Source organism: Phenylobacterium haematophilum, from assembly GCF_014196295.1.
GTDB lineage: Bacteria > Pseudomonadota > Alphaproteobacteria > Caulobacterales > Caulobacteraceae > Phenylobacterium > Phenylobacterium haematophilum.
In genome coordinates, this window is sequence record NZ_JACIDK010000008.1 from 1 (window position 1) to 21043 (window position 21043).

General features: G+C 68.5%; 17 protein-coding genes. 10 read left to right on the top strand and 7 right to left on the bottom strand.

Going from position 1 to position 21043, the window contains the following annotated elements; translation table 11 throughout:
• Nucleotides 1-91 precede the first annotated feature (91 nt).
• From GGQ61_RS19550 to cysD, 3 genes are read right to left on the bottom strand one after another with little or no spacing between them, the layout of a single operon-like run.
• Nucleotides 92-1651: a DUF389 domain-containing protein gene (locus GGQ61_RS19550; protein WP_183776568.1), complete on the bottom strand. Its 1560-nt coding sequence runs from the start codon at nt 1649-1651 to the stop codon at nt 92-94.
• A gap of 60 nt (nt 1652-1711) precedes the next feature.
• Nucleotides 1712-3616, bottom strand: coding sequence for a sulfate adenylyltransferase subunit CysN (cysN, locus tag GGQ61_RS19555; RefSeq protein ID WP_183776569.1), 1905 nt, complete (start codon nt 3614-3616; stop codon nt 1712-1714).
• Nucleotides 3616-4545 carry a sulfate adenylyltransferase subunit CysD gene (gene cysD, locus GGQ61_RS19560; protein WP_183776734.1) on the bottom strand — a complete coding sequence of 310 codons (930 nt, stop codon included), beginning with the start codon at nt 4543-4545 and terminating at the stop codon, nt 3616-3618. The genes cysN and cysD overlap by 1 nt, the downstream gene beginning before the upstream one ends.
• A gap of 251 nt (nt 4546-4796) precedes the next feature.
• Here cysD and GGQ61_RS19565 point away from each other — a divergent pair, with 251 nt between their 5' ends.
• The 7 genes from GGQ61_RS19565 to GGQ61_RS19595 all read left to right on the top strand — a co-directional run bounded on the left by GGQ61_RS19565 (nt 4797) and on the right by GGQ61_RS19595 (nt 11676).
• Nucleotides 4797-6293, top strand: coding sequence for a DNA-3-methyladenine glycosylase 2 family protein (locus GGQ61_RS19565; RefSeq protein ID WP_183776570.1), 1497 nt, complete (start codon nt 4797-4799; stop codon nt 6291-6293).
• Nucleotides 6277-6804, top strand: coding sequence for a methylated-DNA--[protein]-cysteine S-methyltransferase (locus GGQ61_RS19570; RefSeq protein ID WP_183776572.1), 528 nt, complete (start codon nt 6277-6279; stop codon nt 6802-6804). The genes GGQ61_RS19565 and GGQ61_RS19570 overlap by 17 nt, the downstream gene beginning before the upstream one ends.
• Before the next feature lie 106 nt (nt 6805-6910).
• Nucleotides 6911-7162, top strand: coding sequence for a hypothetical protein (locus tag GGQ61_RS19575; protein WP_183776575.1), 252 nt, complete (start codon nt 6911-6913; stop codon nt 7160-7162).
• A gap of 138 nt (nt 7163-7300) precedes the next feature.
• Complete coding sequence (locus tag GGQ61_RS19580) at nt 7301-9838, top strand: coiled-coil domain-containing protein (RefSeq protein ID WP_183776577.1); 2538 nt, start codon at nt 7301-7303, stop codon at nt 9836-9838.
• On the top strand, nt 9835-10818 hold the full coding sequence (gene dgcA / locus GGQ61_RS19585; RefSeq protein WP_183776579.1) for an N-acetyl-D-Glu racemase DgcA: 984 nt from the start codon (nt 9835-9837) through the stop codon (nt 10816-10818). The genes GGQ61_RS19580 and dgcA overlap by 4 nt, the downstream gene beginning before the upstream one ends.
• Nucleotides 10819-10857: 39 nt before the next feature.
• Nucleotides 10858-11289, top strand: a complete 432-nt coding sequence (locus tag GGQ61_RS19590; protein ID WP_183776581.1) for a DUF4112 domain-containing protein — start codon at nt 10858-10860, stop codon at nt 11287-11289.
• An 18-nt stretch (nt 11290-11307) separates the two neighbouring features.
• Complete coding sequence (locus GGQ61_RS19595) at nt 11308-11676, top strand: VOC family protein (protein ID WP_183776588.1); 369 nt, start codon at nt 11308-11310, stop codon at nt 11674-11676.
• A 106-nt stretch (nt 11677-11782) separates the two neighbouring features.
• Here GGQ61_RS19595 and scpA read toward each other — a convergent pair whose 3' ends face one another.
• Together scpA and GGQ61_RS19605 are read right to left on the bottom strand one after the other, a co-directional pair.
• Entirely contained in the window at nt 11783-13933 is a 2151-nt protein-coding gene (gene scpA, locus GGQ61_RS19600) for a methylmalonyl-CoA mutase (protein ID WP_183776597.1), read from the bottom strand.
• Nucleotides 13930-15360 carry a methylmalonyl-CoA mutase family protein gene (locus tag GGQ61_RS19605; RefSeq protein WP_183776599.1) on the bottom strand — a complete coding sequence of 477 codons (1431 nt, stop codon included), beginning with the start codon at nt 15358-15360 and terminating at the stop codon, nt 13930-13932. The genes scpA and GGQ61_RS19605 overlap by 4 nt, the downstream gene beginning before the upstream one ends.
• 134 nt (nt 15361-15494) lie before the next feature.
• On the opposite strand from GGQ61_RS19605, the gene GGQ61_RS19610 reads away from it, so the two are divergent.
• Entirely contained in the window at nt 15495-16502 is a 1008-nt protein-coding gene (locus GGQ61_RS19610; protein WP_183776607.1) for an NAD(P)H-dependent flavin oxidoreductase, read from the top strand.
• A gap of 70 nt (nt 16503-16572) precedes the next feature.
• On the opposite strand, the gene GGQ61_RS19615 is transcribed toward GGQ61_RS19610, so the two are convergent.
• Entirely contained in the window at nt 16573-17406 is an 834-nt protein-coding gene (locus GGQ61_RS19615; protein ID WP_183776610.1) for a flagellin, read from the bottom strand.
• A 370-nt stretch (nt 17407-17776) separates the two neighbouring features.
• On the opposite strand from GGQ61_RS19615, the gene GGQ61_RS19620 reads away from it, so the two are divergent.
• Entirely contained in the window at nt 17777-19129 is a 1353-nt protein-coding gene (locus GGQ61_RS19620; RefSeq protein ID WP_183776612.1) for a dicarboxylate/amino acid:cation symporter, read from the top strand.
• Between the two features lie 68 nt (nt 19130-19197).
• Complete coding sequence (locus GGQ61_RS19625) at nt 19198-20583, top strand: sensor histidine kinase (protein ID WP_183776620.1); 1386 nt, start codon at nt 19198-19200, stop codon at nt 20581-20583.
• Here GGQ61_RS19625 and GGQ61_RS19630 read toward each other — a convergent pair.
• Nucleotides 20580-21005, bottom strand: a complete 426-nt coding sequence (locus GGQ61_RS19630) for an OsmC family protein (protein WP_183776622.1) — start codon at nt 21003-21005, stop codon at nt 20580-20582. The two genes, GGQ61_RS19625 and GGQ61_RS19630, sit on opposite strands and share 4 nt — an antisense overlap.
• Nucleotides 21006-21043: the final 38 nt, after the last annotated feature.

Here is a 21043-nt window from a genome sequence, read left to right on the forward strand (position 1 = left end):
GCTTCACCGACATCAATAGGGCTCCGTCCATCGAACCGAGCCCTATGAATCAGACATCTCACATCGTGAGAATCCTGAATGTCGATATCGCCTAGGGCGCGGCGGTCACCCGCGCGGCCAGGTACTGCGTCGGGGCGCCCTCGACGGCGGCCGGCACGCTGGCGCCGACTCTGGCCTCGATCCCGCGCTCTCGCAGGATCGCGGCCACGGCTTCGCCCCTTGCCTGGGCGACGCGCTGGTCTGCGGCGCGAGGGCCGCGGGAGCCAGGCGTCGCCAAGCCTTCGACCTTGGCCGATGTCAGACCCCACCGGTTCAGCGCCCAGGCGATGGTCTCGGCCGTCCGTCGGCCGTCGGCGTCCAGCGCGCTGGACCCGTAGGCGAAGGGCACGACCGGAAGCGCGGCCAGCGGCGGGACGATCCGCACCGGCGTCTGCGGCAGGAAACGCTGGGCGGCCTGCTCGGCGGCCCGGTAATCGGCCAGGGGCGGCGCCCCGTCCAGCACGAGGCTGACCTCCAGCGCTTCGCCATTCCGGCGGAACGACTCCAGCTGTCCCACGCCCGACAGCATGGCGCGCAGCTTCTGCTCAGGACCGCCCGATGCGTTGGTTGGCGTCACGCGGTTGGCCAGGGCGCCGCCGCTGCTGGCCGCGGGCGGAACGCCGGTGGCGGTGACGATCTGCTCGATCTCTACACGCGCGCCTGCCTTGAGTTGGCGGGCCACCTCTTCCTGTGCGCCTGGAACGTACTTGCGGGTGACGACCACCGCCTGGACGTCGCTGGCGCCGCCGCGCTCGGTCTCGACCACCAGTTCGGTGATGTGCGGCGAGGCGCCCGCGAACGCCTCTGTCAGGACGCTGCGCACACGCACCGTCTCACGGGCCTCGACGACAATGCTGCGCAGCGAGACCGCCAGCGGCACGCAAAGCGCCGTCATCACGGCCAGCAGCGCCCAGGTCTCCCAAGCCCGGCCGGCGCGGACCTGGGGGCGGAAACCGTAGCGCCGCGCCACGCCGTAAACGGCGCCGAGGATCGAGACCACGTTGGTCAGAAACAACAGCGTGGCCCCGCTGGCGATCTGCCAGTTGGCCGTGGCCAGGCCGTAGCCCACCACCGCGAGCGGCGGCATCAGGGCCGTCGCGATGGCGACCCCTGCGATCGCGCCGCCCTTCCGGTTGACGGTTAGGTAGGCGCCGACGAAGCCCGAAAGCAGGGCGACGATCAGGTCCAGCAAGGTGGGGCGCGTGCGCGACAGGATCTCGGGCGTCGCGTCCTTCAGCGGCGAGATCCAGACGATCAGGACGGAGGCGGCCACCGACAACGCCGCGCCGATCGCCAGGGTGGAGGCGGCCGAGCGGAAGGCGCGAGTGTCGAGCCGGGCCAGCGCCATGCCCATCGCCATGATCGGCCCCATCAGCGGCGAGATCAGCATCGCCCCAATGATCACCGCCACCGACGACTGCAGCAGCCCGAGCGCGGCGATGCCGCAGGCGCTGAACAGCATGAAGGCGTAGGCCGGCGTCAGTTGGCCGGCTTCGTAGATCTCGGCCGCCGCGACGCTGCGATCGCTGTCGCTGAGCCGGCGGGCAGGCGGCGCCACAGCCTCGCGGATGGCGTCGACCGTCTGGCCGATCAAGGACTTGGACGCCGCCATGCCGATCCTCCCGACTCTCACCGCCACCATAGCGCGCGGCGCGGTCAGAGCCAGGGATCGTCAGATCGAGTAGTCGAGCTCGCCTTCCAGCCAGGCCACGATCTTCTCGGCGGCGTCGGCGGCGGACATCGCGGTGGTGTCGATGACGATCTCGGCGTTCTCCGGCGCCTCGTACGGGCTGTCGATGCCGGTGAAGTTCTTGAGCTCGCCCGCACGGGCTTTCTTGTAGAGGCCCTTCACGTCGCGCTGCTCGGCGACCGCGAGCGGCGTATCGACGAACACCTCGACGAAATCGCCCTCGGCCTGCAGTTCGCGCGCGAGCCGGCGCTCGGCCCGGAACGGCGAGATGAACGAGACCAGCACGATCAGACCGGCGTCGACCATCAGCTTGGCGACCTCCGCCACGCGGCGGATGTTCTCGACCCGGTCCTCGTCGGTGAAGCCGAGGTCCTTGTTCAGCCCGTGGCGCACATTGTCGCCGTCGAGCAGGTAGGTGTGGCGTCCGTCGGCGTGCAGCCGCTTCTCGACGAGGTTGGCGATGGTCGACTTGCCGGAGCCCGAGAGCCCGGTCAGCCAGACCACCCGTCCGCGCTGGCCCTTGAGCGCGGCGCGCGAGGCCTTGTCGACGTCCAGCGCCTGCCAGTGGATGTTCTGGCTGCGGCGCAGGGCGAAGTGCAGCATGCCGGCCCCGACGGTCCGGTTGCTGATCCGGTCGATCAGGATGAAGCCGCCGAGGTCGTGGTTCTCAGCGTAGGCGTCGAATGCGATCGGCGCGTCGAGCGAGAGGTTGCAGACCCCGATCTCATTGAGCTCCAGCCGCTTGGCGGCCAGATGCTCGAGGGTGTTCACATTGACCTTGTACTTCGGCTCGGTGACCTGGGCCGACACCATGCGGGTCCCGACCTTGAGCAGGTAAGGGCGGCCCGGCAGCATCGCCTCGTCGTCCATCCAGACGATGGTCGCCTCGAACTGGTCGGCGGTCGGCGGCGGCGATCCGGCCTCGGAGATGACGTCCCCGCGCGAGATGTCGATCTCGTCCTTCAGGGTCAGGGTGACCGATTGTCCGGCCACCGCTTCGGCAAGGTCGCCGCGAAACGTGACGATACGGTCGATAGTGCTTTCGCGGCCCGACGGCAGGGCCTTGATCTTGTCGCCCGGACGCACCGTTCCCGACGAGATCAGCCCTGAAAAACCGCGGAAATCCAGGTTCGGGCGGTTGACCCACTGCACCGGCATCCGGAACGGCTGCTCGCGCAGATCGTCCTCGACCGGCAGGGTCTCCAGCAGCGGCATCAGGGCCGGTCCCTCGTACCACGGAGCGGCCTGGCTGCGGCTCGTGATGTTGTCGCCTTTCAAGGCGGACATGGGGATTGCGGTGTAGTCCTTGATGCCGATCTGGGCCGCGAACTCGGCATATTCCTGCAGGATCGCGTCGTAAACCTGCCGATCCCAGCCCACCAGATCCATCTTGTTGACGGCCAGGACGACGTGCCGGATGCCCAGCAGCGAGACCAGGTACGAGTGTCGGCGGGTCTGGGTCAGCACGCCCTTGCGCGCGTCGATCAGGATGACGGCGGCGTCGGCGGTCGAGGCGCCGGTGACCATGTTGCGCGTGTACTGCTCGTGGCCTGGCGTGTCGGCGACGATGAACTTGCGCTTGTCGGTCGAGAAGAAGCGATAGGCGACGTCAATGGTGATGCCTTGCTCGCGCTCGGCGGCCAGGCCGTCCACCAGCAGAGCGAAGTCGATGTCGCCGCCCTGGGTGCCGACCTTCTTGGAGTCTGCTTCGAGCGCGGCCAGCTGGTCCTCGAAGATCATCTTCGAGTCATAGAGCAGGCGGCCGATCAAGGTCGACTTGCCGTCGTCCACCGAGCCGCAGGTCAGGAACCGCAGCAGACTCTTGCGCTCGTGCGCGGACAGGTACGCCTCGATGTCCTCGGCGATGAGTGCGGACTGGTGGGCCATCAGAAGTAGCCCTCTTGCTTCTTCTTCTCCATCGAGGCGGCCTGGTCGTGGTCGATCATCCGGCCCTGGCGCTCCGAGGTCGTGGTGAGCAGCATTTCCTGAATGATTTCAGGCAGCGTGGCGGCCGTGGACTCCACGGCTCCGGTCAGCGGATAGCAGCCGAGGGTGCGGAACCGCACCGACTTCTGCATCGGAACCTCTCCGGGCCGCAGCGGCATCCGGTCGTCGTCGACCATGATCAGCGTGCCGTCGCGCTCCACCACCGGCCGCACCTGCGAGAAGTACAGCGGCACGATCGGGATGTTCTCAAGGTGGATGTATTGCCAGATGTCCAACTCAGTCCAGTTGGAGATCGGGAACACCCGGATGCTCTCGCCGGGGTTCTTGCGGGTGTTGTACAGCCGCCAGAGTTCGGGGCGCTGGTTCTTCGGGTCCCAGCGGTGCTGGGCCGAGCGGAACGAGAAGATGCGCTCCTTGGCGCGACTCTTCTCTTCGTCGCGGCGGGCGCCGCCGAAGGCCGCGTCGAAGCCGTACTTGTCGAGCGCCTGCTTCAGGCCCTCGGTCTTCCAGATGTCGGTGTGCAACGCGCTGCCGTGGTCGAACGGATTGATGTTCCGCGCCACCGCCTCGGGGTTCTTGTGGACCAGGAGCTCGAAGCCGAGCTCCTTGGCCATCCGCTCGCGCATTTCGTACATCGCCTGGAACTTCCAGGTCGTGTCGACGTGCAGCAGCGGGAAGGGCGGCTTGGACGGATAGAACGCCTTGGCCGCCAGATGCAGCATCACCGCGGAGTCCTTGCCGATCGAATAGAGCATGACCGGGCGTTCGGCCTCGGCCGCCACCTCGCGCATGATGTGGATGCTCTCGGCTTCCAGGCGCTGAAGATGGGTCAGCGTTTCGGGAGCGATCGCCGGCGCCTTGGCCTGCATCAGGGCTGTACCTTGCACGTGAACCTCGGGCCTCACCCTGAATTCTAACAACGAAAAAGTCCGCCCGTCGCTGCTGACGCGCCGCGCGGATTGGCCCTGAGCGACGGCTTACGGGACACAGGCCCCGATGACGATAGAGATTTCCTGACAGGCTTCCGAGGAAAATGGAGCCGTCCGAAAACCGCCAAAGCTGGGCCGGTCATGTCCGAAAACCGCGAGACATGCGCCGCTCATAGGCCGATCATCGCGCCATGGATATGGATGACGACGCCTGCTACCGCGCCTTCCAGATGCGCGACGCCCGCTTCGACGGACGCATCTTCAGCGGCGTGACCAGCACCGGGATCTACTGCCGGCCGATCTGTCCGGCCCGCACGCCCAAGCGCGAGAACATGCGCTTCTATCGCTCGGCGGCGGCCGCGCAGGAGGCCGGCTTCCGGCCTTGTCTGCGCTGCCGCCCGGAGACCTCGCCGGACCTCGGATCCTGGCGCGGCACCTCCAATACTGTTTCGCGCGCGCTGAGCCTGATCGAGGCCGGCGCGCTCGACAACGGCGACGTCGACACCCTGGCAGAGCGGCTCGGGGTCGGCGAACGTCAGCTGCGGCGGTTGTTCCAGCAGCATGTCGGCGCCTCGCCGGTCGCCGTCGCCCAAACGCGCCGGGTGTTGTTGGCCAAGCAATTGCTGCACGAGACGCGGATGCCGATGGCCGAGGTGGCGTTGGCCGCCGGCTTTGGCAGCGTGCGGCGTTTCAACGAGACGTTCCAGCAGCTGTTCGACCGCCCGCCGGCCAAGCTGCGCCGGCTCGGCGGCGCCGAGGTGGCGGCCGGCGAGGGCGGGGCTGCGACGATCCGGCTGCCTTATCGCGCCCCCTACGACTGGCAGGCGATGCAGGCCTTCCTGACCGCTCGGGCCATTCCCGGCGTCGAGGCCGTCCGCGACGGGCGCTATGCGCGGACCCTGAGCGTCGGCGAGGCGCGCGGGGTGGTGATGATCGAGCCCGGCGACGGCGATTATCTGAAAGTCACCCTGCGCTTTCCGAAGGTCGAGGCGTGGCCTTCGGTGATCGCGCGGGTGCGCCGGGTGTTCGACCTGGCCGCCGATCCCGCCGTCATCGAGGCGCACCTGTCCGAGGATCCGGATCTGGCGCCGCTGGTGGCGGCCAGGCCCGGTCTGCGTGCGCCGGGGGCCTGGGACGGCTTCGAACTGGCGGTGCGCGCGGTGCTGGGTCAGCAGATCACCGTACAGGCCGCCCGGGTGCTGGCCGGCAAGATCACCTGCGAGCACGGCGCGCGGCTTGAGGACGAGGCGGCCAATGCGCTCGACCTGACCCACTTCTTCCCGGAGCCGGCGGCGCTGGCGCTCGCCGATGTCGAGACGCTGGCCATGCCCAGGGCCCGCGGCCGGGCGCTGGTGGGGCTGGCGGCCGCGGCCGCGGCCGATCCGGAACTGTTCGGCATGCGCCGCAGCCTGGACGAAGCGGTCGCGGCGCTGCGAGCCCTGCCGGGGATTGGGGAGTGGACTGCGCAGTACATCGCCATGCGGGCGCTGCGCGAGCCAGACGCCTTCCCCAGCGCCGACATCGGCCTCATGCGGGCGCTGGAAAGCCCGGACGGCGTGCGGCCGACCGCAGTCGAGCTGTTGGCGCGGGCCGAGCGCTGGCGGCCCTGGCGCGCCTACGCGGCCTCGCACCTCTGGGCGGCCGACCCGAAGAACCCCTCGGAGAGCAAGCATGCCAAGGCCGCCTGAAGTCCTGACCCTCGACCGTATGGCGACGCCCCTCGGCGAGGGGCTGCTGGTGACCGACGCCGAGGGCTTTCTGCGCGCCTTTGACTGGGCCACGCACGAGGCGCGGCTGACCACCCTGCTGCGGCGGCAGAACCCGCCGACGGATCTCGTCGAGGGCTCGGCGCCGGCCGCGACGCGCACGGCGCTGGACGCCTACTTCGCCGGGGACCTGACGGCCCTGGGCGCCATCGCTTGGCGCACCGGCGGGACGGAGTTTCAGCGCTCGGTCTGGAGCGCGCTGTGCACGATCCGGGTAGGCGAAACCTTGACCTATATGGAATTGGCCGCGCGAATCGGGCGGCCGAAGGCGATCCGCGCCGTGGGCTTGGCCAACGGCTCAAACCCCGTTTCGATCGTCGTGCCCTGTCATCGAGTGATCGGCGCGGACGGGACCTTGACCGGGTACGGCGGCGGGCTTGATCGCAAGCATTGGCTGCTCAGCCACGAGGGAGCGGCTTTCGTCGACGAATGATCGACGCTTCATGACTGAAATTTCATGTTGCGACACATCGCCCGAAGACAGCGACCATCGTATAACGTCGCTCGCTGGAATCGTGTCGGACGACGGGAGAGTTCCGATGCAGACCTTTACCGAGATCGTGGCTGCCGTGGTGGTGTCGTCATCGGCCGCCGCCTATTCGCATTTCGGCGTGACGCTGGACGCCCAACAGGTCGAGAAACCTGTTCCGGCGGAGCGAACGATCGCGCGCACGACCAGCCGCAAGGTCGCCTCGACCCCGGCGCCTCGGGTGATCGCCAAGTCCGGCAAGGGACCGACCATGGTCCGCGAAATCTGTCCCGAGACTCGCGCCAAGCTGTTGCGGACCTAAGGGCCGCAGGCCGCGCCGCCGATCAGTGCTTTGCCTCGCGGGCGTTCGCCGGTAATCCTTCAATCCTGGGTGCAATGACGTGGCGCGCGTGTGTTTGCGCGCTCGCCGGCAGGGGTGGAAGGCCGCTTACGACGGGCCATGAAGATCAAGAAGCGGCAACAACCGGTCGATCTGCAATCGCTTGATGGAGAAGGCGCGCCGACGCCTGAGCCTGTCGATACGGTCGAGGCCGCTGCGGCCGACCAGGCCTTTTCCTTCGCTCCGCCGCCGTCCGGTGACTTGGCCGTCGAGGCCAAGACGACCACGGCCGCCGGCCGATCGTCGTCGGACATCGCCCCACGCATCCCCGTTACGCGGACCACGACAGTCGCGCCCTCGTCGGGCTGGACCATCTACATGGCCGCCCTGGTGGTGTCGGTGCTGTGGGCCTGCGCGCCCATCGCCTTCGCCTGGGGCTACCGCCGGTCGGTTGCTCCGTTCGATTTCGAGCCGTTCGCCGTCGCGGTGTTCGCAGCGCTCGCCATTGGTCCGGCGGCCCTGGTCTGGGCGCTGGCCTACATGGTGCGCCAGGGGCAGTTGCTGGGCGTCGAGGCCCGCCGCACGAAGGCGCTGGCCGACGAGATGGTGACCCCGGCGATGGCCGCGGGCGCGCAGACCGTCGACCTCGTCCACGCCATGCGCGAGGAGATCGCCCGCGCCGGGGCCGCCGCTCAGGAGGCCCGCGACACGATCATCGTCCTGCGCCAGGCGCTGGCCGGCGAAAGTGAGGAACTCGCCGCCGCAGCCGCCAACGCCGCACGCACCGCCCAGGGGCTGTCCGAAACTCTCGGCCGCGAGCGCAGCGAGTTGGGCGGCTTGGCCCAGACGTTGGACGCCCAGGCGGCCGCCGTCGCCGACGCCATCACCCGCCAGGCCAAGATGGTCGGCGAGGCGTCTGACCTGGCCGAGGCGCAGCTACGTGAAGCCGAGGCCTCGCTCGCGGCCCGCGCCGCCGACCTGGCCGCGGCCGCCGGCGAGACCAGCGACGCCGCCCGCGTCGCCGCCGAGGACCTGACCCGCCATATCGCCCGTCTGGAGACCGCTGGCCTCGGCGTCACCGAGCAGATCGGCGCGGTCGAGAAGGGCTTGACCGAACAACGCGCCGGCTTGGTCACCGCCGCCCATGCGCTGCGCGCCGACCAGGAGAGCTTCGCGGCCCAGTCCGAGACCCACACCGCGCAGCTGGCCGAGTTCATCGGCCAGGCGCGACTGTCAGCCGCCGAGATGGGCGACCGGGCCGTAAAGGGCGGCGAGGCCCTGCGCCAACTGATGGCCGAGGCGACCGCGCAGTTCCGCGAACTGGCTGAGACGGCCAAGGCCGAACGCGACGAGTTCGGACAATCGACTCTGCATTCGGTCGAGGCCGTGGCGCGGGCCGCCGCCGCCGAGCGGGCGCGCCTGGAAGAGCAGACCCGCGCCGCCATCACCGCTATGACCCAGGCGGCCGAGGACACCCGTCAGGTCGCCGCGCGCCATGCCGAAACGGCGCGCAATCAGGTCGACCAGTTGTCCGAAGCGGCCTTCACCGCCGGCCAGCAGGCCAACAAGGTGTTCGAGGCGCGGCTGGACGAGGCGCGCGCATTGATCGAGCAGTCGGCGAAGATGGTCGAGCAGGCCGGCGCCGCCACGATCAGCAAGCTCGACGAAGGCGCCCGCGCTGCGCGCGCGACGCTGGATGAGCTGGCCAGCATGCTCGCCGACATCGAAGAGCGCGCGACCAAGCTGCCGGCCGCGGCCCGCGACCGGGCCGAAGAAGTCCGCATGGCTGTGGCCGAGAGCATCGACGAGCTGATGGATCACGCGCGGCGCACCGCCGACGAGACCCAGGCCATTGATGAGGCGTTCCAAGATCGCGTCCGGCGCAACTACGACATGCTGAGCGAGGCCGTGCGGCTGATGGGCTCCGTGGCGACCGCCAGCGCGCCGCCGCCTGCGCCTCCGGCTGCACGGGAGCGTCCCGAACGGGTGTCGCTGCGCGCCAGTTTGACCAAGGCTCCGCCAACCGCCGCGGTCCCCGAACCCCAGCAGGCGGCGGAACGGGCCGACGAGAGCGCTGAGCTCGAGCTCAACGATCCGCTGCCGGCCGATGACGCTGGCGAGCGCGGCCGGCCGCGCCTGCGGCTGACACCGACGGCGACCGACGCCGAGTTCTCACACGTCTTCGAGCAGGCCGGCGGCCGTCACGAAGAGCCCGCCGCCGACGGCTGGACCTGGAAGGACCTGCTGTCCTCGCTTGAGGAACACGACGACGGCGCGGAGACGGAAGCCGAGGCGGCGTCTCGGCCGCTGGAGGAGATCCTCGCGGGCGAAATCGCGGCCATGGGCATCGACCCGACGGCGCTGCTGCCGCGCAGCCGGATCCATGAACTGGCCGTGGCGATGCAGGTCCGCGACGTCGACGGCGCGCGGGCCGTGGTGCGAAAGTTGGCGCCGGCCGCGACGCGGCGACTGACCCGTAAGCTGTTCACCGACGAGCCGCTGAAACGCCAGGTGATGACCTATCTCGCCCGCTACAACGAACTGCTGGAGGACGCGGCGGAGCGCGACGCCGAGGGCTTCGTCGTCGAGAGCCTGCTGAGCTCTGAGCCAGGCCGTACCTACCTGCTTTTCGACGCGGCGGCCGGCGACCTCGCTTGAGGCGGCGCCTGACGGTCCGGGACGAGCGCTGGCCGCTGGCCAGCGCTTTCGTGATCGCGCGGGGAGCCAAGACCGAGGCGCACGTCATCGTCGCCGAGGTCAGCGAAGGCGGCGCAACTGGGCGCGGCGAGGCGACGCCATATGCTCGCTACGGCGAGACCGTTGAGGGTGAGATCGCGCGGATCGAGGCAGTGCGGGCGGCCTTGGAGGCGGGGTTGACCCGTCAGGCGCTGCAGCACGCGCTCCCGCCTGGGGCGGCTCGCAACGCTCTCGACTGTGCGCTCTGGGACCTGGAGGCCAAGGTGAGCGGCGTACCCGCCTGGCAGGCGGCGGGGCGACCGCGCCTAGACCCGGTGAAGACCTGCTACACAATCAGCCTCGACACGCCCGAGGCTATGGCCGACGCCGCGCGGCCGATGGCGCGCCGGCCATTCCTGAAGCTGAAGATCGGCGGGCCGGACGACCTGGACCGCGTGGCCGCCGTACGCGCCGCCGCGCCGAAGACCCGGCTGATCGTCGACGGCAACGAGGGGCTGACCTTCGAAGACCTTGTGCGGCTGGCGCCGGAGTTCGCACGGTTGGACGTCAAGATGATCGAGCAGCCGTTGCATGCCGACGCCGACGAGGCGCTTGAGGGGTGGACCAGCCCCGTCATGCTCTGCGCCGACGAAAGCCTGCACACACGCCGCGAGTTGGCGACCTGCGCGCGACGCTATGGCGCAATCAACGTCAAGCTGGACAAGGCGGGCGGGCTCACCGAGGCGCTGGCGGTCGTGGCCGAGGCGCGGGCGCTGGGGCTGGACCTGATGGCAGGCTGCATGGTGGCGACTTCGCTCGCCATGGCGCCGGCGATGATCATCGCTCAGGGGGCCGAGGTGGCCGACCTCGACGGGCCGTTGCTCTTGGCAAAAGATCGAGAGCCGGGGCTGGCTTTTGACGGTTCGCTGATTTTTCCGCCCACGCCGGAGCTTTGGGGCTAGGCTGTAGTTCCTATATTCTGGCGATGACGTGGGAACGTGATGGCTGACGATAAGGAACGCGCGCACGGGGCCTGGCGGGCCGCCGAGCGCATAAAGCGCCTCTCAGACCGGTTGGTCGGGATCGGTCCGGTCGGCATCGGCCTGGACGGCGTGCTGGCCTGGGTGCCGGTCGCCGGGACGGCCTACAGCCTGGGCGCGGGCGGGTTGCTGCTTTATCAGGGCGTGGTGGCGGGGGCATCGCTGCCGACGTTGGCGCGGATGGCAGCATACCTGCTGCTCGACTCGGCTGCTTCGGTGCCTCCAGTGATCGGCTGGGCGGTGGATACCCTGTTTCCAGGCCACCTGATGGCGGCCCGGGCGTTGCAAAAGGACATCGAGGCGCGGCACGGCCCCGCGGACCTGCCGGCGACCTGGTACGGCAAGCCAGGGCGGCGCGCGAAGGCGGTGAGGATCACGCCTGACACGATCTAGGACGGCGGAGGCACGGCGATGTTCAAGCACGTGAAGTTCGCGGGACTGCCGGTAAGCGACCAGGATCGGGCGGTCGCGTTCTATCGCGACGTGTTGGGGTTGGTGCTGGCGGCCGATCAGCGCTACGGCAGCGGATGGCGCTGGATCGAATTCGAAGTGCCGGGCTCGCCGACCAGGATTCTCTTCGAGAGACGTGCGAACGAGGCGCCTGGCGAACAGCCGAGCCTGATCCTCGTGGTCGAGGACGTCGACGCGGCGTTCGGCGAGCTCAGCGGCCGCGGGGTGACGTTCGATCAGGACCCGATGGATGCACCCTGGTCGCCCAAGGAGCGCTACGCCCTGCTGCGTGACAGCGAGGGCAACCTGGTGATGATCGGTTCGGGCTAGATCGCTGCCGGGGCGACGGTCTCTAGGACCTCGAAGCCCTCGAACTGGGGGTGGACAATGAGCGCCATTCTGCTCCCGATGGGCGCGGCGTTCCAGCGTCGGCGGCTCAGACCTTCTCGAGCTGGGCGTAGCCCATCTGCTCGTTGAGCCGGTCGAGCACCTCGATGGCCGCCTCCGGCACCACCGTGCCTGGGGTGAAGATCGCCGCCACGCCGGCGTCGCGCAAGGCCTGGAAGTCCTCGGGCGGGATCACCCCGCCGACTACGACCAGGATGTCTGGGCGCCCGAGCTTGGCCAGTTCGTCCTTCAGTTCCGGCACCAAGGTCAGGTGGCCGGCGGCCAACGAGCTCGCCCCAACCACATGGACGTTTTCGGCGACCGCCTGTGCGGCGGCCTCGGCCGGGGTCTGGAACAGGTTGCCGATGTCGACGTCGAAGCCGAGGTCGGCGAAGCCCGAGGCGATCACCTTCTGGCCGCGGTCGTGGCCGTCCTGGCCCATCTTGGCGATCATCACCCGCGGCTTGCGGCCGTCGGCCTGGCGGAAGGCTTCGGTCATGGCCTTGGCGCGCTGAGCCTGCGGCGTGACGCCCGACTCGCGCAGATACACGCCGGTGACGGCGGACGCCTCGGCGGCGTGGCGGCCGAACACCTTTTCGAGCGCCAGGCTGATCTCGCCGACCGTCGCCTTGGCGCGGGCCGCGTTGACCGACAGTTCGAGCAGGTTGCCGTTGCCCGCTGCGCCGCTGGTAAGGGCGTCGAGGGCGGCTTCGACGGCGAGCGGATCGCGTTCGGCGCGCAGCCGCTGCAGCTTTTCGAGCTGGCGCGCGCGCACGGCGGTGTTGTCGACCTTGAGCACAGGGATCTCGTCGGCGACTTCGGGCTTGTAGCGGTTGACGCCGACGACGCTCTGGCGACCCGCGTCAATGCGGGCCTGGGTGCGGGCGCTGGCTTCCTCGATGCGGCGCTTGGGCAGGCCGTCCTCGATGGCCTTGGCCATTCCGCCCAGGGCTTCGACCTCGGCGATGTGCTCAAGGGCGCGGGCGGCGAGGTCGGCGGTCAGGCGCTCGACGTAGTAGGAGCCGCCCCAGGGGTCGACGACGCGGGTCTGGCCGCTCTCAAGTTGCAGGAAAAGCTGGGTGTTGCGGGCGATCCGGGCCGAGAAGTCGGTCGGCAGGGCCAGGGCTTCGTCGAGCGAGTTGGTGTGCAGGCTCTGGGTCTGGCCGCCGGTGGCGGCGATCGCCTCCACCAGGGTGCGGGGGACGTTGTTGTAGACGTCGTGGGCCGCGAGGCTCCAGCCGCTGGTCTGGGTGTGGGCGCGCAGGGACAACGAACGAGAGTCCTTGGGGTCGAACTCGTCCTTCATCAGCTTGGCCCACAGAAGGCGGCCAGCACGCTGCTTGGCGATCTCCATGAAGGCGTTCATGCCGGCGTTCCAGAAGAACGACAGGCGCGGCGCAAACTGGTCGACGGTCATCCCGGCGGCGACGCCGGCGCGAACGTATTCGATACCGTCGGCCAGGGTGTAAGCCAGCTCCAGGTCCAGCGTCGCGCCGGCTTCCTGGATGTGATAGCCGCTGATCGAAATCGAGTTGAACTTCGGCATTTCGCGCGAAGTATATGAAAAGATGTCCGAAATGATCCGCATCGAGGGCGATGGCGGATAGATGTAGGTGTTCCGAACCAGGAACTCCTTGAGGATGTCGTTCTGGATCGTGCCCGATAGCTTCGCGTGGGGCACGCCCTGTTCCTCGGCGGCCACGATATAGAGCGCCAGGATCGGCAGCACCGCGCCGTTCATGGTCATCGAGACGCTCATCTTGTCGAGCGGGATCCCGTCGAACAGCGTCCGCATGTCGAGGATCGAGTCGATGGCGACGCCCGCCATGCCGACGTCGCCCTTCACCCGTGGGTGGTCGCTGTCGTAGCCGCGGTGGGTGGCGAGGTCGAAGGCGACCGACAGGCCCATCTGCCCGGCAGCCAGGTTTCGCTGGTAGAAGGCGTTGGAGTCCTCGGCCGTGGAGAAGCCCGCATACTGACGGATCGTCCACGGGTTGGTCAGGTACATAGTCGGATAGGGACCGCGCACGAACGGCGCGAGGCCGGGATAGCCGGTGGTCAGACCCGCGATGTCGGCTGGCCCGTAGGCCGGGCGCACGGCGATGCCTTCCGGCGTCTCCCAAGCGTCGCCGACGGCGAGCGCCGCTGCGGCGCCCTCGGCGTCGAAGGGCAAGGCGGCGAAATCGGGGAACTGGCTCATCTGGCGGCCTCATGCGGCGCGGCGATACGGATGGGGGCGAGCGGCGGGCAGCGGCCGTCGGGGCCGGGCAGCCTCGGCGAGGGGGCTTCGACCGCGACCGGCTGGTGGCGTTCGACCTCGACCGGCGCGTCCTGGGTCGGCGGGAACGCGGTGACGCCGACGATCTTCGGCGCGCCTGCGGCGTCGCGGGCCTCGCGCACGGCGGCGACCTGAGCGGCGACGTGGCCCGACGCCAGGGCGGCGATCAGTCCGCCTTGGGCCTCGATCGCCTGGAACTGGGCCCAGGCGGCGCGGGACATCTCGTCTGTCAGCGCTTCGACGTAGCCGGAGCCGGCGGCCGGATCGGCCACGCGGCCGAGGTGGGCTTCTTCCATCAGCACCAGCTGGGCGTTGCGGCTCTGGCGGCGGGCGAACGCCGTCGGCAGGCCGATGGCGTCGGTGAACGCGCCGAGCACGACGGCGTCGGCGCCGCCGACCGCCGCGCCGAACCCGGCCGAGGTCAGCCGCAGCATGTTGGTCCAGGGATCCTGCACCGCGAGCATGCGCTGCGAAGAGCGGGCTTCGATGCGGGCGGGGGCGGAGACGCCGCAGGCTTTGGTCAGCTGGCCCCAGATCACGCGGGCGGCGCGGAGCTTGGCGATCGTGGCGAAGTAGTCGGCGTCGGCGGAGAGGCCGAGATGGATGCCGACGAACGCCTGATCCATGCCTGCGCCGGCGCGCACCAGCGCCTTGGCGTAGGCGAGCGCCGAGGCCAGCATGAAGGCCAGTTCGCCGGCCTCGCCGCCGCCGGCCTCGTGGACGGCGCGGCCGGAGGCCAGGAATAGGCCGGCCTTGGGGTAGGATTCGGCCAGCCGCGCGCCGACCGTGGCCGCTGAGACCAGGTGGCTTTCGATCGGTCCGGGGCTTTCGCCCGCCTGCGCGAAGGCGTTGAGCGGATCCATGTGGAAGAGCAGCAGCGCCGTGGGCGAGCCCTTGGCGGCGGAAGCCAACCAGTCGGCCGCCTTCGGTCCGAGGAACCCGGCGTCCAGCGCCACTGGCGCCAGTTCCAGCAGCACGCCGTCCAGTACGCGGGCCAAGTCGGCGGCCGAACCGACGGCGACGCCGTGATCCCCTGTCGGGTCTATGCGTAGCAGCCCCGACGCCGCGCCGCCCTCAAGGTCGGCCAACAGGTCGGTGCGAGCCCGCGCCGGATCGGGATGCGCCACGGCCGCGCGCAGGTCCCAGGGCCGATCGGCGTCGTGCGGCCGCGGCATGAATCTGGCTCCGCCAGCTGCCGCCTCATAGAGCGGAGCGATGGGCAGACCCTCAAGCGTGGTGCGCTGAAGGCTCTCGAAGGGAGCATCCTTCAGGGTCTTTTCCACCAGGGCGCGCCAGTCGGCGGCGGTGGCGGGCGGGAAGGCGCCGGAAGCGATGGAAGTGTCGGTCATCAGCCTGTCATTGCGACCTGTCGAACCGACGCGTCAAGTTCACGCGAGGTCATGCGGCGGCGGTGCTTGCGTGTCGCGATTTTTTGTGTGTACGCTGTAAAAATTAGATCGACCCATCTCATAAGGACGACTCCATGGCCTTGCCCCCCATTCTCGCAGAGCGGCTGCGCATTCCGGTGATCGGTTCGCCGCTGTTCATCATTTCCGGCCCGGAGCTGGTGATCGCGCAGTGCAAGGCAGGGATCGTCGGTTCGTTCCCGGCGCTGAACGCGCGTCCAGCGAGCCAACTCGACGAATGGCTGGCGCAGATCACCGAGGAGTTGGCTGACTGGGATCGCAAGAACCCGGACCGCCCGTCAGCGCCGTTCGCGATGAACCAGATCGTCCACAAGACCAACGACCGCCTTGAGCACGATGTCGAGATGGCCGTGAAGTATAAGGTTCCGGTGACCATCACCTCGCTCGGCGCGCGCGAAGACGTGAACCAGGCGATCCACTCCTACGGGGGCGTCGTGCTGCACGACGTCATCAACGACCGCTTCGCCCGCAAGGCGGTCGAGAAGGGCGCCGATGGCCTGATCCCCGTGGCGGCCGGCGCCGGCGGTCACGCAGGGCACCTGTCGCCGTTCGCGCTGGTGCAGGAACTGCGCGAGTGGTTCGACGGACCGATCGCGCTGTCGGGTTCGATCGCCAATGGCGCGGCGATCCTTGGGGCGCAGGCCATGGGCGCGGACCTGGCCTACATCGGCTCGGCCTTCATCGCGACCAAGGAAGCCAACGCCCAGCAGGGCTACAAGGACATGATCGTGGCCAGCAGCGGGGACGACATCGTTTACTCGAACCTGTTCACCGGCGTGCACGGCAACTATCTGCGCCCGTCGATCGAGGCGGCCGGCCTGGATCCGGACAACCTGCCGCAATCGGATCCGTCGAAGATGAGCTTCGGCTCGGGCGGCAACCAGAAGGCCAAGGCCTGGAAGGACATCTGGGGCTGCGGTCAGGGCATTGGCGCGATCAAGGACATCCCCAGCGCCGGCGACATGATCGACCGCCTGGCGGCCGAGTACGAAGCGGCCAAGGCCGCGCTGGCGGCGAAGACCTCGCTGACCCGCGGCAGCGCCCTGGCCATGGCGGCCGAGTAGCTCCCAAACGAAAGCGGCGGGAAGGTTTCCCTTCCCGCCGCCGTCGTTGAACGCAGAGCGTTCGTCAGACCTATCGGAACAGTCCGAGCAGGGTGCTCGACGACTGGTTGGCGATGCTGAGGGCCTGCACGCCAAGCTGTTGCTTGGTCTGCAGCGCCTGCAGTTTCGCACTTTCCTTCGCCAGGTCGGCGTCGACCAGGTTGCCGACACCGGCGTCCAGGGTGTCCTGGAGCTTCATGACGTTGGTCATGTGGGTGTCGAGCGCCTTGGCGCCGGTGCCGAGCTTCGAGAGGGCCGAGGAGATGTCCTGAATGGCATCTTCCACTTCCTTCACGTCCGCCGAGTTAACCGTGCCGGTCAGCGAGGTCAGCGTCGCGGCGATCTTGGCGTTCGACTTCGACAGGTCGACGTGGTCGATGTCGATGGTCGCGGTGGCGTCGGCGTTGGCGATCGCCTTGATGCTCGAGCTGTTGACCGAGGGGCGCGAGATCAGGTTGACGCCGTCGAAGGTGGCGTTGTTTGCGATCGTGTCGATCTGATCGCGCAGCGAGGTGTACTCATCGCTGAGCGCCTGCTTGGAGGCGGTCGACAGGCCCGCTTCAGTCGCCGCCAGGACCTTTTCCTTCATCTGGACGAGAATGTCCGAGATGGCGGTGCCGGCCGACATAGCGACGTCAGCCACCGACTGGCCGCGTTGCAGCGACGAGATGACCGAATTGAGCGAGGCGGATTCGGCGCGCTGGTTCTGGGCGATGGCCCAGATGGCGCCGTTGTCCTTGGCGGTGGCGATCTTCTGACCGGTGTTGATCCGGTTTTGAACGGTGCCAAGGTCCTTGTTGGTGGCGTTCAGATTTTGGAGCGCGATCATCGCGCCCTTGTTCGTGTTGACCGAATTCAGCGACATACACGTGTTTCCTTTTCTCGGAGACCGACGTCATTTTGACTGCCGGAGGCGTTTTGCCTGCGAGACTCCTGAGCAAGGGGCGGGCCAATTCAGGCCGTTAACCTCTTTTCGTTGATGCGCTTGAGCTTTTTCGGCGACCGCCGTTCGTTGCGGATGTTTCGAGCGGGGTGCGACCTGTCGAATACGGTAAATTTTGCCGTCCGCGCGCGGCAAAAACTGCTCGCCAGGGTGGGCAGGATCTGCCGATCGGCGCCAGGGGTGCAGTCGATCTGACCGTCGTCAGCTTTTCTAACGACACAAAAAGCTCAAACCGCTGGCGTGGGGACAGAGCCCCGACCATGCTCCGCGCGACTTTCAGTAGGAGCTTTCCATGGCGCAGGCGCGCAAACGCGGCGGCATCTTCGCTTCATTCGGGTTCCAGGTCCTGGCCGGCATGGCGCTCGGCTTGGGGCTGGGCCTGTTGGCGCGTGAACTGGGCTCCGAGGTCGGGCAGGCGGGGCATGGATTATCCGAGGCCCTGCGCCTGGCCGGGTCCACCTTCGTCCAGCTGCTGCGCGTGCTGGTGCCGCCGTTGGTGTTCACGGCTATCGTCGCCAGCATCGCCAACCTGCGCCAGCTACAGAACGCCGCCGCCCTGGTCTGGCGCACCCTGCTGTGGTTCGCCGCGACGGCGCTGATCGCGGTCAGCATCGGCATCGTCCTGGGCCTGGTGCTGAAGCCGGGACTGAACACCAGCGTGGCGGCGGCCGCAGCCGAGATTCCGCACACCAGCGGCTCGTGGCTCGACTTCCTGACCGGCCTCGTGCCGTCGAACATGCTGGGCCTGGCGGCCGCCACGACCCTGACGGACGACGGCGCCAAGACGTCGCTGTCGTTCAACGTGCTGCAGATCGTGGTCATCTCGCTGGTCACGGGAATCGCGGCGCTGAGGTCGGGCGCGGCGGCCGAGCCGTTTCTGGCGTTCAACGCCTCCGCGCTGGCCATCGTGCGCAAGATCCTCTGGTGGGTGATCCGGCTGACCCCGATCGGCACCATCGGGCTATTCGGCAACGCGGTGGCCCACTACGGTTGGGACGCGCTGGCCCAGCTCGGAGCCTTCGCTCTGGCGGTATATGCCGGGCTCGGCCTAGTGCTGTTCGTGGTCTATCCGATCCTGCTCGCGGCCAATGGCTTGAACCCGCTCAAGTTCTTCGCCGGCGCGTGGCCGGCGATCCAGCTCGGCTTCGTCTCGCGCTCGTCGATCGGAACCCTGCCGGTCACCCAGACCGTGACTGAGAGCGCGCTGGGCGTGCCGCGGCCGTATGCGGCGTTTGCGGTCCCTCTCGGGGCGACGACCAAGATGGATGGCTGCGCAGCGATCTATCCGGCCGTGGCGGCCATCTTCGTCGCTCAGTTCTACAACGTGCCACTGGCGGTCAGCGATTACTTCCTGATCGTGTTCGTCTCGGTGATCGGGTCGGCGGCGACGGCCGGCCTGACCGGAGCGGTTGTGATGCTGACCCTGACGCTCTCGACCCTGGGACTGCCGCTTGAAGGCGTGGGGCTGCTGCTGGCCATCGATCCGATCCTCGACATGGGCCGGACTGCGACGAACGTGGCGGGACAGGCGCTGGTCCCGACCCTGGTTGCCAAGCAGCAGGGGATGCTCGACATGGACGTTTACAACGCCGCGTCGGGCGACCTGCCGACCGAGCCGGACGAAACGACGCAGCGCGCGGCCTGAGGTCGATCGCCGGCTGTCCAGCCGCGGATTCCGGTCCTAGGATCGGACGCGTCACGGGCGGAGGGCTTATGGGCGACGAGCAGCGGAAGGGCGACTGGCCGAACGCCAGCGCCGGCAGCGAAGCGCTGCTTCAGGCGATGCTCGACGCCTCGTCGATGCTGGCGGGCGTGGTTGAGCCGCTGGATGACGACTACCGCTTCCTCATGGCCAACCGAGGGGCTTGCGAATTCTATGGCTGCGCGCCGGGGACATTGAGCGGCCGCACGGGACGCGACCTGGGCGTAACCACCGACCAAATCCAGGGCCGCCTGGACGTTTTGCGCCGGGTGCTGGCCAACGGCGCGCCAGAGACCATTGAGTACTCTTTCCGCTTTCCGAACGGTCACCAAGGCTGGTTCCTAGGCACCTTCACGCCGTTTGCGGGCGCGGCCGGCCAAGTGGTCTTCATCATCATAGACATCACCAAGCAGCACGCCGCTCAACTGGAGGCCGAACGTCAGGGGGCGCGGCTTGCACTGGCGCTCAACGCGACCGAATTGGGCCTTTGGGAGTACGACGTCGCGGCCGACCGAGTCGATTGGGACCCTCGGACACGTCGGATGTTTGGCATGCCGCCCGAGGGCGAGCTGAACTACGCCACCTACGCTGCGGCCGTTCACTTCGAGGACTTTCCGGCCACGCGGGCCGCCTATGATGCGGCGATGGCAGGGGAGAACGGCGGCCACTACGTGGTGGAGCATCGCACCACAGCCGCCGGCGACGGCGGTTCCGCGGTTTGGGTGCGGGGGGCGGCCCGAGTGTCGTTCGACGCTCAGCGGCGACCGGTGCACGTTATTGGCACCTCGCAAGACATCTCTGCGCAGGTGGCTGCGCGCGAGCGCCAGAACCTGCTGCTCGGGGAACTGAACCACAGGGTGAAGAACAACATGGCTGCGGTGCAGGCGATCGCCTCGCAGACCATGCGCGGCGCTCCGGACGACCCGGCGGCGTTCCGCGCGGCGTTCGAGAGCCGCCTGCAGTCGCTGGCGCGGGGCCACGACCTGCTCACTCGCAATGTCTGGGAAGCGGCCGATCTGCGCGACGTGATCGAGGCGGCCTTGGCTCCATTTGCAGCGGAAGGGTTCCAGATCGACGGCCCGCTTGCGCCCGCGCCCCTGGATCCGGAAATGGCGGTCAATCTGGTCATGGTGCTCAACGAACTGGCCACCAACGCAGCCAAGTACGGCGCGCTCTCGGGCGCGGGGCGAGTTTCGATCGTCTGGGGCGTCGACGGCGAGCGCCTGCAGTTGCACTGGCGGGAACGGGGCGGCCCGCCCGTGACGCCGCCGAAGCGCACAGGCTTCGGCACCCGCCTGACCCTTAGCGCCCTGCAGGCGTATGGCGGCACGGTCAAGCTGGACTTCCCGCCCGAGGGGGCTGAGTGCCGGATGACTGCGCTGCTGGCGCGGCGCTAGGAGATCAGCGTCGCCTGCAGCGTGATCTCGGCGTTGAGCAGCCGCGACACCGGGCAGTTCTTCTCGGCCATGCGGGCGAGCTCGTCGAACTTCACCTGATTGATGCCGGGCACCTTGGCCTGCAGCGTCAGCGCCGAGCGGTCGATCTTGAAGCCCTCACCGTCGGGGACCAGCGAGACGGCGGCCTCGGTGGTCAGCTCCTCGGCCGCCAGGCCGGCGCGCTGGATAAGGAAGGCGAGCTGCATCGTGAAGCAGCCGGCGTGGGCGGCGGCGATCAACTCTTCAGGGTTGGTTCCGGGCGTGTCTTCGAAGCGGGTCTTGAAGCTGTAGGGCGTCGACGAAAGGACCCCGGAATCGGTGGTGAGGTCGCCGTCGCCGTCACGGCCCGTTCCACGCCAAACTGCGCGCGCCTTGCGGATCATTCTCGCCTCCTGAACCGGGATCGCCCCTGGCGAGCGGA